Source organism: Paenibacillus sp. FSL W8-0426 (assembly GCF_037969725.1).
Classification (GTDB): Bacteria; Bacillota; Bacilli; order Paenibacillales; family Paenibacillaceae; genus Paenibacillus; species Paenibacillus hubeiensis.
Genome location: NZ_CP150203.1, coordinates 5046177 through 5062049 on the forward strand (window position 1 = coordinate 5046177; position 15873 = coordinate 5062049).

Genomic DNA, 15873 nt, shown 5'->3' on the forward strand with positions numbered 1-15873 from the left:
ACGGAATGAAAGCCGTTGTTTCATCTTTTTCCTATGTATGACGGTTATCTTCATCCCTTTAATATTTCCGAGGCAACGACCAAAAGCTTATTTTCATTATGTTTGATCTGGCATTCCAAGCTTTCCAGGCAGCTCTGGATTTGTTGGTCGGATAGCCTGTCCTTGATTTGCTCCAACAACATCAATGCCTGTGCGCTCACTTCCAGAGCGGGATCACCGATATATGGAATGATGTATTCTATATGTAAAATATAATCCTGTTGATCAAGTGAGGATAATGCAATGGCGATTTCGTTTCGCAATCTGTCGTTTTCCGTTGTTTTCAGCAGTTCAAATAGTACATTTAATGGAGAAATGTCCTTGTTCTGGGCCATTTCCGTTACTTGTTGAATCACGTCTTCAGAATCTTCCCCGGAAAGAAGTTCTTGGATCATGTTCGAATACATCGTATCTATCTTGCATCACTCCTCATTGGTTGGAAAGGCTACCTTATATTAATATCGGTCATTCCCGCATCCTGGAATCTAGGATAATGGTCCTTTTTATCACTTGGGACTTTTTTCCTCGCCCCCTTCCTTTCGGGGATAGAACTGCATAATTCACCCATACCGCGAGAAGACTAAAAAAAAGAACAGGACCGTACAGAAAGGAAGGCTGCTCATGGACTGGATATGGAAATCCATCTTGCTTGCGCTGACGGGCATCATTCTGCTGCGGATTGCGGGACGCAAATCCATCTCGCAAATGAGCGTCGCCACGACGGTCATCATGATCTCGATCGGAACCACGATCGTACAGCCCATTGCGAATCACGAACTCGGCAAAGCGATTGGATCAGCGGCGGTTTTTATTGCGATTTTGCTCGTGGTCGAGCAGCTTCAGCTGAAATTCAATATTTTCGAGCGGCTCATGAGTGGAAGTTCCAAAATGGTGGTAGAAGACGGAAAGGTGATTATCCCCAACCTGAAACGCATGCGTTACACCGTGGACCACTTGGAGATGCAGCTGCGGCAAAATGGCATTTCGAGCATCAGTGATCTGGAATCGGCTACAGTCGAGCCCAATGGTCAATTGGGCTACGTATTGAAACGCCATGCGCGTCCCGTAACGATCGGGGAACTGGAAGAACTGCTGAACGGCAAAATGCTCCTGGATGCCCAGCATGCGGGAGTCAAGGCAGCGGCCAACGAAGCATCCAGCGATGTGCAGCCAAAACACCCCCTCGGTCCTTTGCCCGAAAACGGTAACTCCACGGATATTTTCGAGGAAGTCGGCACGGGCGGTCACACCATACCGATCGATCCCAAACTGCAATAATCGTTATGATGAACAGATCGCCTGCGGCGGCTCCCAAATAAAAAACTGACGCCGGTGATTACCGACGTCAGTTTTCAGTTAGGTACATTATCTTAATGTTTTTAAAGCGCCGCTCCAAGCATTCACTTGGTCCAGCATGGCATTCACATTATCCAGGTGCAGCGCCTGCGGTTTGAAGGCTCCGTTCTCGAAATCCGTGAACAAAGACAGTGTCGGGTGTACCCGCACGTCGGCGATCAACAGTTCGCCCATAATGCCGCGCAGATGTTCAGCCGCACGCGCACCGCCCGTCGAACCGTAACTTACGATCCCCGCCGCTTTGTTGTTCCATGCTTCGCGCGCGAAATCCAGGGCGTTTTTCAATGCACCGGTAATGCTGTGGTTATACTCTTGCACGATGAACACAAATCCATCCAGCTCGTTGAGCTTTTGGTTCCATGCTGCGATGCCCGGTTCTGAACCGTCGGTTGTGCCAAGGAATGGCAATTGGTAATCCGAGATATCCACGATTTCATAATTGGCATCTCCACGTTTGTCTGCAATTTCTTTGACCCATGCCCCTACCTGCGGGCTAACGCGGCCTTCGCGAGTGCTTCCCAAAATGATTCCGATGTTCAATTTAGTCATGGTTACTTCCTCCTCGGACGTTTGTCCAAATATTTTTTTCAAGAAACCCATCTTTCATCCATCCAATCCATATTACAGGTATTTTATTATTGACCTACAAATCAATGCGGCTCTGTTCATCCTGCTGACTTCCTTCATTGATCACTACATGGAAAAGGCAATTCTCCTTACGGATCGTGTCCTCTTAATGTCGTGTGCTCAATTTAAGTTACTTTATGTAAGTGATTATAATTTCTTCACTGAGTATTGTCAAGTAAGTTGGTGAAATATTTTTAAGCGAGTATAGACGACATATATTATGCGTACAAAAACAAAAAAAGACCACTTCTAGCCATCCCAATGGCTTGGAAATGATCCATGCTATTCCACGCTGCTTATAGCAACCCCCCCTCCGAAACCTCACGGGCTACGGACCTAATTGTAAATGGTAAGCTTCTCTTCGGCTGCCGTTCTTGGACGCGGCTTGGGTACAACCTCCGGATAACCGATATGCAGCACGCCGACGACCCGTTCTCCGGGCTGAACGCCCGCCATCTCGCGGAACGAAGGCGCGAACTGATAAGCATTCGTTTTCCATACGACGCCAAGCCCCTGTTCCCACGCAGCCAACTGAAAGCATTGCACCCAGCTGCACACTGCGCCGAAGTCTTCGATCCATTGTTTCGGACGCGAGTCCTCTTTCATCACAACCACCAGGTGAACGGGAATCGTCATGTACTCGGCTCTTCGCGACTCTTCCACCCTTCTGCGGTCGTCCGCGGATAATGCATCCAGCACGGCTTCCGTGAAAATATGGCGGGAATCGCCCGAAAACTGAATATATCGCCAGGGTTCGCGCAATCCATGCGTAGGTGCCCAATTGGCCGTATCGAGCAAGGAAAGCAGCATGTCCTGGGATACGGGATCACTTTTGAACTGCCGGATTGACCGGCGTTCTTTGATGGCTTTGGCAACAGGTGTATGCTCCACCGTGTATTTCACGCTATCCCTCTCTTTCCGGACTCCCTCTTTATCGTGTATTTAGCGCGCGTTAAGATACGCAATACCAAGCCCGCCCGTAACCGGGTTTTGATAGATTTCGCAGTCGACGTCGAACACTTCGCCAATCATTTCGCGGGTGAGAATATCTGTCGGCTTCCCATGCACCACGATCTGCCCCTTCTTCACAACGTAGAGGTAGTCGCAGTATTCTGCCGCCAGTTCAAGGTCATGCAGCGCAGCCAAAATGCCGATGCCCAGCTCGCGGACCGTGTTCAGGATCTGCAGCTGGTATTTGATGTCCAGATGGTTCGTCGGTTCGTCCAAAATAAGAAATTCGGGCTGCTGCGCCAGTACGCGGGCAAGCACCACGCGCTGCTTCTCTCCGCCGGACAAGGAAATGTAATTGCGATCCGCATGTCCGGTCAAATTCACCTTGGCTAGGGCCTGCTCCACAATTTCGTAATCCTGATCATTGTCGGTTTCAAGCAGCCGTTTATGCGGGGTTCGCCCCATCATGACCATTTCGCGCACCGTAAAATCAAAGCTCAGCTCATTGAACTGGCCTACCACGCCCATATGTCGGGATACGGCCTTTGGGCTTGATTTCAGAATGTCCATGTCGTCCAGAAAAACGCTGCCCTGCTGCGGCTTGATCACCTTGTATATGCTCTTGAGCAAGGTGGACTTTCCGCAGCCGTTCGGGCCGATCAGGCCGACGAATTGTTTGCCGTTGACCTGCAGCGAAATGTTGCGAATGATGTCGGTGTTCAGCACCGAGATGGATACATTTTCAACGTTCAGTTTCATTTTACTTTCCTCCAAAGCCGTATCCTTTTTTGACCAGCATATACATAAACATCGGCGCACCGATCATGGCCGTGATGATTCCGATCGGCAGCTCTACGCTGGAAATCAGCGAGCGCGCAATGACGTCCGTCCAGATCAGGAAGAGCGACCCGAACAGGATCGATACCGGCATGACTTTCCGGTGATCCGAACCGACGAGGCCCCTCACGATATGCGGAATGATCAATCCGACAAAACCGATCATGCCGCAGCTTGCCACCATAACTCCTGTCACCAGGGCGGTCAGCAGCATATAGATCCGGCGGAATACGCTAAGGTTGATGCCCAGCGTCACGGCTGCTTCATCGCCAAGCAGCATGGTGTTAAGCACGCGGGACTGCAGCAGGAAGAACAGAATGCCTGCCAGCACAACGGTTGCAATCAACGGCAGTTTGTTCCAGCCGGAAGCGGCAAGGCTGCCCATCGTCCAGAAGGTGACCGTTTTGATGCCCTCGGCATTGTTGGCAAAATAAATAATAAAGTTGGAAAAGGCGGTACAAAGCGCGTTAATGACCATCCCGGCAAGCACCAGCTTGACCGATGTCATTTTGCCCCGGATGCCCGCAAGAGCGAGAACCAATAGCGAGGCCCCCATAGCACCGGCAAAGGCCCAAAAAGCTACACCCGTCTGACCCAGCCAACCTGCCGCGCCAAAACCGATCAGAATCGCAAAGGTCGCTCCCAAGGAAGCACCGGAGGAGATGCCCAAAATATACGGGTCGGCAAGCGGATTCTGCACGGCAGCCTGCATCACCGTACCGCACAGCGCAAGACCGGCACCGATGAACATTGCCATCAGCACGCGCGGGAAACGGATCTGCCAAATAATATCGGTAAATGATCCCGCTTCAACAGGCGTCGCTCCCCACTGGAATCCCGTCAATTTGTACCATAAAATTCGGTAAGACTCGGTTAATGGAATACCCACCTGACCAATGGACACTGCAATGCCCACCGAAATTAGCGTCAAAACCAGCAATGCTGCAATCAGCAGAGCAAAGCCTGCCCGACTGTGGATCAAAGACTTTCTTTTCCCCGCTTGCGGTGCATGAACCTGAACTGTCTGTCCCATCTTTTCCCCCATCATTCCGTTAGATATGAATACATTTGACTTCCAAAATCAATAACGCTGCATTTTCCTCTTTACAACGCATTTTCTCGGATTATAATTGAGAATGATTATCTTTGTCAATTCAAAAAAAGAAAAGGGGATCATCCAATGTCGAACATTGTATTCAGAAAAACGGCGCTGCTCTGCTTGAGTCTTATGCTTGTCCTGCTCGCGGCATGCTCCAATGCAGCATCCTCCAGCACCACCGAAAAAGTCGCCGACACGGCAGCCTCTTCCGCCGCAGCAACGCCAACCGAAACAACAACGGAAACGGCTGGCAAAACGACCTATCCGCTCACCATTGAAAACTTCACGATCTCCGGCGAAGGCGGCGAATGGAAGCCGAAATCCCAAACGTTCGAAAAAGCGCCTGAACGCGTCGTGGCCAACACCCAATCGGCAGCCGAAATGCTGATCAAGCTAGGCTTGACCGATAAAATGGTCGGCGTCGCCGCCCTGTACGGCACGGTTACCCCTGACGTGGCGGACGAATTTGCGAAAATTCCGGTATTGTCCAAGGACTATGTCGGCAAAGAGCTCGTTGTCGGCGCCAACCCGGATCTCGTCCTGGGTCGCGGCGACCTGTTCGCAGATGCCGATTGGGGCGTAGGTACGGTGGATGGCCTGAACGAGATGAACATTCGTACATTCCTGCAAACGACCAACCACAAAGGAACGCTCGACAGCCTGTACAACGACATTAAGCAGCTCGGCCAAATCTTTGACGTACAAGCCAAGGCGCAAGAGTTCACGGACAGCCTGAAAGCCCGCGCCGAAGCGATCAAAGCCGGTGTGGCCGCTCAGCCTGAACGCACATTTGCTTATATCGTTCCGGCGACCGAAGATTCCGTTACGGTGAGCAGCATGGCAAACGACACGTATCAGTTGGACGCGCTCAGCCTGTTGAAGCTGAAAAACACATTTGACGGGGTACAAGGCGAAGTGAGCGTGGAGCAGCTGATCACCGCCAACCCGGATTACCTGCTGCTGTCCGGTTATGCCGGTTCCCCGGATTTGGACAAGCTGGTCAACAATCTGTACGCAAACCCGGCGTTCCAAAGCATGAATGCCATCAAAAACAAACAAATCTACGTCACCGACTTCAGCCAGTTCTGGGGTTACGGCTATCAAATTTTCGACGGCATCGAGAAGCTGAAACAGGAAATGGACGCAAATCCGATCAAATAATCGATCTTGGCACGCAGTCATCAAAAAGAGCAAGAGGAAACGCAATTCCCCTTGCTCTTTCTTTCATTTCAAACCCCGGAATCCGATCTTATCCGATCAGCGTCTTGCCTTCCCATTACGCATTCGGAAAGCATAGATGCCGAGAAGAAGGACAAACCACACTGGCGTGACAAACAATGCCGTTCGCGTATCGTCCGCCAATGCCAGAATGACCAGCACAAACGCCAGAAATGCCAGGATGACGATATTGGAGAACGGGTACAGCGGCAATCTGAACGGGTTGTTCCTGGCCAACTCTGGCCGGGTACGGCGGTATTTCCAATGGCAAATGACCATGATCCCCCATACGAAAATAAAACATACGGTGGAAACACTCGTCACCAGCGTGAATACCCCTTCGGGCATAATATAGTTCAGGACAATCGCGATCAAAATGACGGAGGTGGAGAAAAATAAGGCATTGGACGGGATCTTCCGTCCATTCAGACGGCCCGTCATACGCGGAGCATTGCCGTCTTTGGCCATCGAATAGATCATGCGGCTTGTACTGAAGATGGCGCTGTTGCATGCCGAGGCTGCCGACGTCAGCACGACGAAGTTAACCACGCCTGCGGCGGCTGCAATCCCCACTGCGGCGAACACTTGCACAAAAGGACTCTCGCTCGGTACGATCGCGTCCCAAGGATAGATGCTCATGATAATCAGCAGCGCACCCACGTAGAAGATGAGCACCCGGATCGGAATCTGATTGATTGCCTTCGGAATGACCTTCTGCGGGTCACGGGTCTCTCCTGCCGTCAGGCCGACAAGCTCCATGCCAACAAACGCAAAAACGACCATTTGGAACGACAACAGGAAGCCATGCGCCCCATGCGGGAACCATCCGCCGTGAGCCCACAGATTGGTAAAGCTCGCGGCCCCTTTGTCCGTGGTGAAACCCTGAATGATCATGTAAAGACCGACGACGATCAGCGCAACGATCGCCAGCACCTTGACAAGCGCAAACCAGAACTCCATTTCCCCGAACAGTTTTACGGTAGCCAGGTTCATCAGCAGCAGAATCACAAGCCCGATGAGTCCCGGCATCCATTGGGGAACTTCCGGAAACCAGAATTGCGTATACAGCCCCACCGCCGTAATGTCCGCCATCGCGATGGATACCCAGCAGAACCAATACGTCCATCCCGTAACGAACGCGGCCGTATTTCCCAGGTAATCACGCACGAAATCCACGAAGGAATGATACTGCAAATTGCTCAATAACAGCTCACCCAGCGCCCGCATCACGAAAAACAATACGATGCCTGTGATGATGTAGGCGAACAGAATGGAAGGCCCCGTAAGCTGGATCGTTTTCCCGGCCCCGAGAAAGAGCCCCGTTCCGATTGCACCCCCAATCGCCATGAGCTGGACATGCCTGTTTTTTAATCCTCTCGTTAACGTTTCTTCCTGCATGGTTGCAATCACTACTCTCTCTCTTTCTTTCTGTACATGCTCTCTTGGTTGTAAAATAGTTTATCCATTATCATATAATAAAAGAGGCGGAATACCTATCATTTTTTTCATGCTCGCACCGTCCTAACAGACATCCCATTTTTAATATTCAAATTCAGTTTAAGCCTTCTTGAAAGCGAATCCGCTCCTTTTTGCGGCGTACATGCACTTCTGGGCAACCGCCTACATACAATAGATCGACCCTGTTCCTTCACATGCTCAGGCCAGATCGTTGTAAAACTGCAGGAGGTGTCACCCGTGCCCGGATTATTTACTGCCATTGCCCTGTTTATCAAAGAGTTAACGCTGCTTGTATCGTATGTCAAAAACAACGCCTTCCCCCAGCCCCTCGCCGAGGACGAGGAAGCCAAGCATTTGCGCCTCATGGCTGAAGGCAACGCCCACTCCCGCAATCTGCTGATCGAACACAATTTGCGCCTCGTCGCGCACATTGTGAAGAAATTCGACAATACCGGCGAAGACCTGGAAGATCTCATCTCCATCGGCACCATCGGTTTGATCAAGGCGATCGAAAGCTTCCAGCAAGGCAAAGGGACCAAACTGGCTACATTCGCAGCCCGCTGCATCGAAAACGAAATTCTGATGCACCTTCGTTCGTTAAAGAAAACCCGCAAGGACGTTTCACTTCATGATCCGATCGGTACCGATAAAGAAGGCAATGAAATTACCTTAATTGATATCCTCGGAAGCGAAGCCGACGACGTCGTTGACAAGGTGCAGCTAAAAATCGAGAAAAGCAAAATTTATCGCAACCTGGACATTCTCGATGACCGTGAAAAAGAAGTCGTGATTGGCCGTTTCGGCCTCGAAGCAGGCGGCGAGGAGCGCACCCAGCGCGAAATCGCCAAGGAACTGGGCATCTCCCGTTCTTACGTCTCCCGCATCGAGAAACGGGCGTTAATGAAGCTTTATCACGAATTTTATAAACAAAAGAACTAAACGACAAAACCTCCGCTCCACGAAGACCCGTGGTAACGGAGGTTTTGCCATAGAATCAGATGTTATGCTGAGGAATACCGGGTATGCTCAAACTCTCCCCTATGTCATGCCGTACACAAATTTAGTGGACAGGCACCGTCTCCGTCCCGTCTGCCGTTTCCGGAAGCCCTTTTTTGCGCTCAGTGGCCACGCTAAGCAGCAGTCCGAGCAGCCCGAGGGCGGCAATCGCTGCCCCATAGAGCGGAACCGAGATCAGTCCCGTATGCGTGATCGCCAGCCCGCCAAGGTACGCGCCGCCAGCGTTTCCAAGATTGAAAGCCGAGTGGCTGGACGTGGTCGCCAGGAGCGGAGCTTCGCGAGTCATGTTCATGATGCGAATCTGCAGTCCAGGCATGATGCCAAAAGCAGCGACGCCCCAACAGAAAACGGTCGCAACCCCCAAAATCGGATTGCTGAGCGTCAACGTTAACAGAGCAAGGATCGCGGCCAACACGCCAAAGTTCACGACCAAGGAAGGCATGAGCTTCCAGTCTGCCAAACGGCCGCCAACGATGTTGCCCAGCGTAACACCGACGCCGAACAGCACCAGAATCCACGTCACGCTCTGTTCGGCAAACCCGCTAATGTCAGTCAGGAGCGGCGTAATGTAAGTAAAGACCACGAACAGGCTGCCTGTGCCGAGCGCGCCGACCAACAGTCCGAGCAGTACCTGCGGACGAACCAGATTGCGGAACTGCTGCCCCAGATTTGCTGGTGCCCCCTGCTCAAGCACGGGAATGAAACGAATAATCCCGAGCAGCGACACGATGCCGAGAATCGTGATTGCGCCGAATGAGGCGCGCCATCCCAGCTGCTGGCCGATGAACGTGCCAAAAGGAACGCCGACGATGTTGGCGATCGTGAGCCCTGCCAGCACGACCGACACCGCTGCCGCCCTCCTCTCGGGAGCAACCAGGCGCGTAGCCATCAGCGAGCCTACGCCCAGAAACGTGCCGTGGGCGAAAGCGGTCAAGATCCGGGCCGAGATCAACAATCCGTACGTTGGCGCAACCACGGATAATGCATTGCCTGCGATGAAAATGCACATCAGCAGCACCAGCAGTTTTTTCTGCTGAATTTTATGCGTGAATACGGTAAGCAAAGGAGCTCCGACCGCAACGCCAAGCGCGTACCCGGTGATCAGCTGGCCTGCTTGCGGAATGCTTACGTCCAAATCCTGCGCTACATTGGGCAGCAGCCCCATAATGATGAATTCGGTCATGCCGATGGCAAAAGCGCCGATCGTCAAACATAACAGCGATAACGGAAACGCCCGCTGTTTGCCGGAGCCTTTTCTTGAAGCAGTTGAAGCCGTGTTTTTCATATGATGTTCTCTTCTCCCATCCCGCTTGTCTGTCTCTCTATGTGTTCCCATGCTTCTTCCATAAACCCTGTATCAGGTCATGCAGCGTATCTTTCATGGCCAGCTGCTCGCGCCAGCGCTGCGGGATGCCTTCCAAACCGTAATAGGCGCCTGCAATCTGGCCGTATACGGCGCCCGTCGTATCCGCATCGTCGCCGAGATTGACGGCGAGCAGCGCTCCCTCTTCAAAAGAATCGGATCGGTCAAACGCCCAGAGCGCCGCTTCGAGCGAACGAACGACATACCCGCTGCCTTGAATCTGCGGAGGCTCCTTATGACGGTACGAGCCTTGGACAATCTCTTCGATGGCTGGCACATAAGGGCGACCTGCCCGCCAGCGATGCCCCGTCTCCGCATGCAGCATCTGCTGCTTGTCCGCCCCTCGAATGCCGGCGACCAGGATGGCGGCGAGCAGTTCGCACGCTTCCACGCTCTCGGCAGCGGCATGCGTCGTGCGTGAACTCAGCCCCGCATAATGCACAGCATCCTCCGGTACGTGCGCGTACGCCATCGCAACCGGAGCCAGACGCATGATGGAACCGTTGCCTGCCGTCATCGGGTCCGTCGACCCGCTGTAAGGCTCGCTGGTCAACTCGAAACGGTGCAGCGCATTTCGGGTAGCCCCGCCTATGTCGAAGCAGGTGCCCGTGCTGCTCATGTAACCGACTTTGTACCAATTCGTATACCTGCGCATCTGGTCTGCAGGGTCGAAGCTTTCTTTTCGAATCAGACTCTCTGCCAGACACAACGCCATCGACGTATCATCCGTCCATTCGCCTGCTTTCAAACCAAATACGCCCCCGCCAACCATGTCGGTCATCGGTTCGAATGTACCAGGCTTGCTGAACTCCACCGTCGTGCCGAGCGCATCTCCCGCAGCCAGTCCGATCAGACAACCTGCGAAGCGATCCTTTTGCAGCATGTCAAGCACCTCCTTTTACTGTCAGCTGCCAGGATTGAAGGGCCGAATCGACAATCCATGAACAAAGCTTCTCTTTTATTGTAAAATGTCGAATCGTGTTGATTTGCCCAGCGAGCTCTTTGACTCAAAAAAATTCCAAAAAATACGGCTGGACATAAGTGTATCCGGTTCACTGCTATCATGTAAAGGGCATAGCGCCAATGCGGCCTCCGAAACTTTTACGATACATGCCATATCAGCGCTAATGACATGCTTAAGAATTAAGAAATACGCAAGAAAACCGGAAGGATTCCATGCGCGATGCATCGTTCCTTCCGGTTTTTTACGATTATTTGGCGATCTCGGCATCGTTCTTAATGGAGTTCAGCGAAGCATATGCCATAGGCAGGAAGCCTTCGGACGGCTCGCCTACCGGTGCATCGATTCGGAAAACGAATCCATGGCCGTCAAATTCCTTTACGATAAAATACTGCGATTTATGCTCATTCTGGGCCATCATGTAGAGACGGGCATCGGCCATTGGGCCCTTCGCCAGCTCTTCTTTGCTCAGCTCTCTGACTTCCCCCGTCTCCGACAGCTCTTCCTTTGCATCCATTGCCAGTTGATCCAGATTAAAATCCGCAGGCAGCTTTTCAATGTTTACGACGTATTCGGGATCGATCTTCATCGTTAATGCATTCTTGCTCGCGTTAAACGCCATCGGTTCGAACACGTAGAGCGAGTATCCGTCGCCTCTCGCCAAAGTAACCGGGCGCTTTTCCGTCATGCCTTCAACCGTGACTTCAAGCTCTGCTTTCCCGGCCCGGTTCGCGCCTGTGCCGCCATCCGTTCCGCCAGCGGTTGCCTCATCGTCTGTATTGATTTTGGCGATATCTTTCAGCACGAGCTGTTTGGTCGAAGCATCGCCTTCGAACGTTTTTTCAACATATTTAAAATGCACCTTGTCTTCATCATCGATATCGTCGAACAACTTCTGCACGTCCTCGCCCACCTGGAAAGCCATGGCCTCCCCGTTCACGCGAATCTCGACCGTATGCGGATCGGCCCATCCCGTCAAAATGCCTTCTGCCTCAATCACAGCACTTTCTTGTTCTTGCGGCTGCTCCGGTGCCGGCTGCTGCTCTTTCGTATCGTTTGCGGGCGGCTGCATGGCAGGACTGTTGCCACAGGCCACCAGCGAAAAACCCATCATCAAAACGACCAATGATGCACCAAGTTTCATTTTTGCTCCCATATCAACACCTCCGTTAGCTTATACGCATCGCTGCTTGTCCATGTTGCTGACGTCTAATCGGCTGTCTGGAGAATGCAAAATGCTCTTATAGTAACTTACACCGCTGGATGAGGGATCAATCACGAGCCGTCAGCATCCTGATCGGCATACGCTAGCTTGGCTGTTCCATGTTGACCAGCTTGGCGTTGGCGTTATTGAACGCTTTCGTTTGCTGGTTGAATTGTTCCCTTAACTCTGCCAGCTTGCCATACTCGCTATTGCGCAGTCGGATGGCCCGTTTAATCTTCACCAAATTGGGCTCTGCCTTCTTGCGCATCATATCGTATAGCTGCTGGTCGGCATCCAGGCTTTGTTGGTACGCCGCGACATATTCCTCAAATGTGCCTGCTCTGGTCTCATAACGCTCCAGCACCGCTTGCGCCTGGGCAAGTGTTTCCTCTTTTTCAAAGGAAAGCTCTCCAATGGATTCCCGCAGCCCATCCAGCTGCTGCTTCGTCTGCTCCATCACCGCCATGGCCTGATCCAGCAGTTCCCTGCGCTGATCCACATGATCCTGCGCCTGATCCAGCAAGGCTTCCAGATTGCTGTTTTTGTTCTTGCCCTTCTGCAGAATCGTTGCATATAACTCCAGATCCTCCCGTTCATGACGGGCAATCTCTTTTAAGCTCTCGTTGATCTGCTGGTCGCCCAGCACCAGCTGATTGATTTGATTCGCTGCCGGTTCTTGCGGCTCGCCGCAGGCACTGACCACCATCATCAGCAGCAGCATGCTCGCAACAACAAGAAGCGCCCTTCCTTTTCTGGCCACTTTCGTCTCTCCTCTCTCGATCTACAGGTCCGTCATGGATGTCACAAACGTGTGTCCCCGCTGAAATTGGCCGTGAAATGCGCATTCGGATCGTATACTTCGAACTCGTACCCTTTATTCTCCAGCAATTTCAGAATGCGCGGCAACGCCTGTACCGTTTGTTCACGCTCGTGCATCAGGATCACTTCCCTGTCCCGGTGCACGGAGCTGCGCACGCGTTCCACGATTTTATCGGGCTGGCCGGGCAGGTTCCAATCGAGCGAATCTACCGTCCAATCCCACATTCTGAATCCGGCCGCGGCGATGTCTCCGCGGAAGGTTTCCCCGATTTGCGGGCTGCTTCCATATGGGGCTCGAATCAAGTCCGGCGTGAACCCGACGATGTCCTTCACCATCTTCTGCTCCTTCTGGAACTCCTTCACAAAGTTCGCGGAGCTGCCGCTCTTGTAGAGCTTTTTATAGTTGTGCGTCATGCTGTGAAGCCCCGGATAGCTGCCTTCTTCCACAAGACGTTTCACCGCCGCTTTATGCTGGTTCAGCTGGCTGCCGATCATGAAAAAGGTTGCCTTCGCTTCATGCTGCTTCAAAATGTTAAGAAGAGTGTCCGTATATTCGCTTGGCCCGTCGTCGAACGTTATGTATACCACCTTACGCACCTGCCCGAGAAACCGGGTAGGCTCCTCTTTGGTGCCTGAAGTCATTTCCATCATACCCAGCCGTGCAGGCTGTTCGATAGCTGCCGTCGGCGGCGGTGCCATGTAACTTTTAACCCAATCGGTCATTCCGGCAAATATGTAGGTTACTCCGAGCACGAACACAGCCAATAGCATGACTGCCGTGATCACTCTGCCGTATCGGATGCGTCTTCGTTTATGCGTCTTTACTCGGCTTGTTCTACTTGAAAAAGTTCCATTCTCTCTCGCTGTCTGTTGTTGAAATCCCACTTCCCGGCCACTTCCTTAACTTCATTTTTTCACGATTATTGGTATATTATATCGGTTCTTGTCTCTATATAGAAGATTAATAGAAAAGAAGACGCGGTGAATGACAGAAAAGTTACAAGGCCGGTTACAATCTGCTTATTTATTTTTCCGGATTCTTTTCCTGTACGGCATTCCACTGTATAATGAATTGATTTAGGCAATTGACAACAAGAAGGAGTTACATTCATGACAAGCTTGAACCGTGCCGGGAAGCCCATCTTCCTGCTGTTTTTTCTCGGCATAATCGCCATCTCGTTTTCTTCCATTTTTGTGCGCTGGTCCTCGGCCGACGTGGCCGTGATTGCCATGTACAGACTGTATCTGACCAACCTGCTGATGCTTCCCTTTGTGTGGAAATACAGGCATGAGATGCTTGGCTTGAAATTCAGGCAATGGCTGCTGCTGCTTGCCTCCGGAGTCATGCTTGCCCTGCATTTCTTGCTCTGGATGGGCTCGCTTCGACTGACGAGCGTTGCCAGCTCCACCGTCATTCTGGCTCTGGAGCCCATTCTCATTCTGGCCGGCTCGGTGTGGCTGTTCCAAGCTAAAGTCAATCGCATGATGCTCATCGGCATGGGCATTGCCCTGCTCGGGTCGATTGCAATCGGCGCAGGCGATTTCCAGGTGTCCGGAACGGCGCTGAAAGGAGATTTCCTCTCCTTGCTCGGCACGATTGCCGTAGCGATTCATATGCTGCTGGGACAATCGTTGCGTTCCGGGCTGAGCGCTTTTTCGTATAATTTCTGGGTGTTTTTCGTTGCCGCAAGCTCCCTGGCGATTTATAATCTGGCCAACGGACATTCGTTTGGCGGTTATGCCGCCAACGAGTGGGGCATCTTTCTGCTGCTTGCCATCGTGCCTACGCTCTTTGGGCATTACTTGTTCAACTGGCTGCTGAAATACATGAATGCCACCACCGTATCCATGGGCGTGCTCGGGGAACCCGTATTCTCTTCGTTGCTGGCATGGATGCTGCTCGGCGAATCGCTCAGCGCACTGCAAATGTCTGCGGGCGTGGTCATCATTTTCGGGGTATGGATCTTTATCCGTTATGGCAAAACCGAACCCAAACCTGCATCCCCGGATGCTTCTGCGGGACAAGGTTCAGGTATATTAACCAATCAATCTACCTAAGGCGGTGTATGTTATGAAAAATATCGTGTCCATGCGCTGGCTGCTCGCCAGAATGTACGAACCGGATATCGTCATTGTCGACTGCCGGTTCCTGCTCGGCCAGCCGAATGCCGGCAAAGAAGCTTATGACACAGCCCACATTCCAGGGGCAGTGTATCTCGACCTGGAGCAGGATCTGTCTTCTCCCGTCTCCGCCCATGGCGGCAGGCACCCGCTGCCCGATCCGGCCGAACTCGCTGCGCGGCTGACCAAAGCCGGCATCGGCTCCAATGCCCGCATCGTTGCATACGACGATCAAGGCGGCATGAACGCCGCCCGGCTCTGGTGGCTGCTCCGTTACCTGGGCCATGAACAAGCTTACGTGATGGACGAAGGTTTCACGGCTTGGCAAAACGCCAAGTTTCCGGTAACTGCGGACGTGCCCGTGCGGATTCCGTCCACGTTCGATGCGAACGTGCAGCCTCACATGCTTGCCAGCGTAGAGGATACACAGCATGCCTCGGAGAACGGCTCAGCCGTGCTGATCGACTCCCGCGATGCCCGCCGCTATGCGGGGCTGGAGGAACCGATCGACGCCAAAGCCGGACATGTTCCGGGCGCGCTGAATTATTTTTGGAAAGACGTGCTCGGCCCCGAAGGCCGCTGGCTCAGCGTGGAGCAGCTGCAGGAGCGCTTCGGTAAGCTGGACAAAGATGAGCCGATCATCGTGTACTGCGGCTCCGGCGTCTCCGCCTGCCCGAACGTGATTGCGCTGGAGGAAGCCGGATATACAAATGTGAAACTGTACGCTGGAAGCTGGAGCGACTGGATTAGTTATGAGGAGAATCCGGTGGCGACGGGGGAGAGGTAGAAACAGTATATACAAT

General features: G+C 52.5%; 16 protein-coding genes. 5 read left to right on the forward strand and 11 right to left on the reverse strand.

Features of this window, described 5'->3' with window-relative positions:
• Positions 1-50: 50 nt before the first annotated feature.
• Positions 51-434, reverse strand: coding sequence for a hypothetical protein (locus tag MKY59_RS22930; RefSeq protein ID WP_339273935.1), 384 nt, complete (start codon positions 432-434; stop codon positions 51-53).
• A gap of 226 nt (positions 435-660) precedes the next feature.
• Here MKY59_RS22930 and MKY59_RS22935 point away from each other — a divergent pair, with 226 nt between their 5' ends.
• Entirely contained in the window at positions 661-1317 is a 657-nt protein-coding gene (locus tag MKY59_RS22935) for a DUF421 domain-containing protein (RefSeq protein WP_236421116.1), read from the forward strand.
• An 87-nt stretch (positions 1318-1404) separates the two neighbouring features.
• Here MKY59_RS22935 and MKY59_RS22940 read toward each other — a convergent pair whose 3' ends face one another.
• The 4 genes from MKY59_RS22940 to MKY59_RS22955 all read right to left on the reverse strand — a co-directional run bounded on the left by MKY59_RS22940 (position 1405) and on the right by MKY59_RS22955 (position 4843).
• The gene (locus MKY59_RS22940) at positions 1405-1995 is read right to left on the reverse strand and encodes an NADPH-dependent FMN reductase (protein ID WP_339273936.1); all 591 of its coding nucleotides are present in this window, start codon (positions 1993-1995) and stop codon (positions 1405-1407) included.
• Between the two features lie 363 nt (positions 1996-2358).
• The gene (locus MKY59_RS22945) at positions 2359-2925 is read right to left on the reverse strand and encodes a nitroreductase (RefSeq protein WP_339273937.1); all 567 of its coding nucleotides are present in this window, start codon (positions 2923-2925) and stop codon (positions 2359-2361) included.
• A 39-nt stretch (positions 2926-2964) separates the two neighbouring features.
• Positions 2965-3732: an ABC transporter ATP-binding protein gene (locus tag MKY59_RS22950; protein WP_339273938.1), complete on the reverse strand. Its 768-nt coding sequence runs from the start codon at positions 3730-3732 to the stop codon at positions 2965-2967.
• 1 nt (position 3733) lies between these two features.
• The gene (locus MKY59_RS22955; protein WP_339273939.1) at positions 3734-4843 is read right to left on the reverse strand and encodes an iron ABC transporter permease; all 1110 of its coding nucleotides are present in this window, start codon (positions 4841-4843) and stop codon (positions 3734-3736) included.
• A 147-nt stretch (positions 4844-4990) separates the two neighbouring features.
• Between MKY59_RS22955 and MKY59_RS22960 the strand changes: the two genes are divergently transcribed.
• The gene (locus tag MKY59_RS22960; protein WP_339273940.1) at positions 4991-6070 is read left to right on the forward strand and encodes an ABC transporter substrate-binding protein; all 1080 of its coding nucleotides are present in this window, start codon (positions 4991-4993) and stop codon (positions 6068-6070) included.
• Between the two features lie 96 nt (positions 6071-6166).
• Here MKY59_RS22960 and MKY59_RS22965 read toward each other — a convergent pair whose 3' ends face one another.
• Complete coding sequence (locus MKY59_RS22965) at positions 6167-7525, reverse strand: amino acid permease (RefSeq protein ID WP_339278459.1); 1359 nt, start codon at positions 7523-7525, stop codon at positions 6167-6169.
• A gap of 297 nt (positions 7526-7822) precedes the next feature.
• Between MKY59_RS22965 and sigK the strand changes: the two genes are divergently transcribed.
• A complete protein-coding gene (gene sigK, locus MKY59_RS22970; protein WP_236421123.1) occupies positions 7823-8524 on the forward strand; it encodes an RNA polymerase sporulation sigma factor SigK in 702 nt (233 codons plus the stop codon).
• A 121-nt stretch (positions 8525-8645) separates the two neighbouring features.
• On the opposite strand, the gene MKY59_RS22975 is transcribed toward sigK, so the two are convergent.
• From MKY59_RS22975 to MKY59_RS22995, 5 genes are all read right to left on the reverse strand, one after another.
• Positions 8646-9887 carry an MFS transporter gene (locus MKY59_RS22975; protein WP_339273941.1) on the reverse strand — a complete coding sequence of 414 codons (1242 nt, stop codon included), beginning with the start codon at positions 9885-9887 and terminating at the stop codon, positions 8646-8648.
• A gap of 37 nt (positions 9888-9924) precedes the next feature.
• Positions 9925-10848 (reverse strand): ADP-ribosylglycohydrolase family protein, encoded by a 924-nt coding sequence (locus MKY59_RS22980; protein WP_339273942.1) that lies wholly within the window; start codon positions 10846-10848, stop codon positions 9925-9927.
• Between the two features lie 328 nt (positions 10849-11176).
• Positions 11177-12082: a hypothetical protein gene (locus MKY59_RS22985; protein WP_339273943.1), complete on the reverse strand. Its 906-nt coding sequence runs from the start codon at positions 12080-12082 to the stop codon at positions 11177-11179.
• 151 nt (positions 12083-12233) lie between these two features.
• Complete coding sequence (locus MKY59_RS22990; RefSeq protein WP_236421127.1) at positions 12234-12890, reverse strand: YkyA family protein; 657 nt, start codon at positions 12888-12890, stop codon at positions 12234-12236.
• Positions 12891-12931: 41 nt separating this feature from the next.
• Positions 12932-13834, reverse strand: coding sequence for a polysaccharide deacetylase family protein (locus tag MKY59_RS22995; RefSeq protein ID WP_236421128.1), 903 nt, complete (start codon positions 13832-13834; stop codon positions 12932-12934).
• A 234-nt stretch (positions 13835-14068) separates the two neighbouring features.
• On the opposite strand from MKY59_RS22995, the gene MKY59_RS23000 reads away from it, so the two are divergent.
• Complete coding sequence (locus MKY59_RS23000) at positions 14069-15007, forward strand: DMT family transporter (RefSeq protein ID WP_339278460.1); 939 nt, start codon at positions 14069-14071, stop codon at positions 15005-15007.
• A gap of 13 nt (positions 15008-15020) precedes the next feature.
• Positions 15021-15857 carry a sulfurtransferase gene (locus tag MKY59_RS23005; RefSeq protein WP_339273944.1) on the forward strand — a complete coding sequence of 279 codons (837 nt, stop codon included), beginning with the start codon at positions 15021-15023 and terminating at the stop codon, positions 15855-15857.
• Positions 15858-15873: the final 16 nt, after the last annotated feature.

Bases quoted from the DNA above. Each gene is read 5' to 3' on its own strand.
- MKY59_RS22930 (WP_339273935.1), bottom strand. From the start codon at position 434: ATGATCCAAGAACTTCTTTCCGGGGAAGATTCTGAAGACGTGATTCAA.
- MKY59_RS22935 (WP_236421116.1), top strand. From the start codon at position 661: ATGGACTGGATATGGAAATCCATCTTGCTTGCGCTGACGGGCATCATT.
- MKY59_RS22940 (WP_339273936.1), bottom strand. From the start codon at position 1,995: ATGGGTTTCTTGAAAAAAATATTTGGACAAACGTCCGAGGAGGAAGTA.
- MKY59_RS22950 (WP_339273938.1), bottom strand. From the start codon at position 3,732: ATGAAACTGAACGTTGAAAATGTATCCATCTCGGTGCTGAACACCGAC.
- MKY59_RS22955 (WP_339273939.1), bottom strand. From the start codon at position 4,843: ATGGGACAGACAGTTCAGGTTCATGCACCGCAAGCGGGGAAAAGAAAG.
- MKY59_RS22960 (WP_339273940.1), top strand. From the start codon at position 4,991: ATGTCGAACATTGTATTCAGAAAAACGGCGCTGCTCTGCTTGAGTCTT.
- MKY59_RS22965 (WP_339278459.1), bottom strand. From the start codon at position 7,525: ATGCAGGAAGAAACGTTAACGAGAGGATTAAAAAACAGGCATGTCCAG.
- MKY59_RS22975 (WP_339273941.1), bottom strand. From the start codon at position 9,887: ATGAAAAACACGGCTTCAACTGCTTCAAGAAAAGGCTCCGGCAAACAG.
- MKY59_RS22980 (WP_339273942.1), bottom strand. From the start codon at position 10,848: ATGCTGCAAAAGGATCGCTTCGCAGGTTGTCTGATCGGACTGGCTGCG.
- MKY59_RS22985 (WP_339273943.1), bottom strand. From the start codon at position 12,082: ATGGGAGCAAAAATGAAACTTGGTGCATCATTGGTCGTTTTGATGATG.
- MKY59_RS23005 (WP_339273944.1), top strand. From the start codon at position 15,021: ATGAAAAATATCGTGTCCATGCGCTGGCTGCTCGCCAGAATGTACGAA.